At 36.5% G+C, this 731-nt stretch carries 1 protein-coding gene; it reads right to left on the reverse strand.

The features are described 5' to 3' along the window. A partial coding sequence (locus K8Z87_RS13825; RefSeq protein WP_456119785.1) for an HYR-like domain-containing protein occupies nucleotides 1-731 on the reverse strand: 731 nt, incomplete at both ends.

The following is a 731-nucleotide window of genomic DNA, read 5'->3' on the forward strand; positions in this document are numbered from 1 at the left end:
TGGATTAAAGAAACTACCATTAACTATAGTTGCATTACCAGAAGACACCGTCCATGTACCACTTGTATCTACATCTCCAGTAAGTGCAGAGAATAGATTGAAATCTACATCATCACTTATACAAAATATTTGATCTATTGGTGAGAATGTATTTACACTAACTTCAACCACTTGAGTAAAAGTTTCTTCATTACCACAACCATCATCCACAATCCAAGTTCTTACAATTTCAAAATCTCCAGATCCATTACCTTGTGTAGAGTTTTCTGTAAAACTAATATTTAAATCTGTAGAACAGTTGTCCACAAATTCTAAAGCAGGAGCTTCAGGAATTGCATCGCAGATTACAGAGATATTAGTATCAAAGTCTATACCGTCAGCTAATGTTGGTGCTGTAGTATCAACCACAGTAATAATTTGATCTGCAGAAGTTTCATTACCACAATCGTCTGTAGCAATCCAAGTACGTGTAATTGTAAAGTTGTTAGGACAATCTCCGTTAGTAATAACATCATTAAATACTATACTAGGAGTTGCACTACAAGTATCAGTAGCCGTAGCCACTCCATTTGCTGCAGTACTTGTGTCCTCTGTACATTCTATAGTTACATTTTCTGGAACTGTTAATTCAGGACCAGTCGTATCCACAACAGAAATGGTTTGCGTAGCCGTACTTGTGTTACCACAAGCATCAGTAGCAGTCCAAGTTCTCGTAATTGTTTCGGTATTAC

Source organism: Winogradskyella immobilis (genome assembly GCF_021887715.1).
GTDB lineage: Bacteria > Bacteroidota > Bacteroidia > Flavobacteriales > Flavobacteriaceae > Winogradskyella > Winogradskyella immobilis.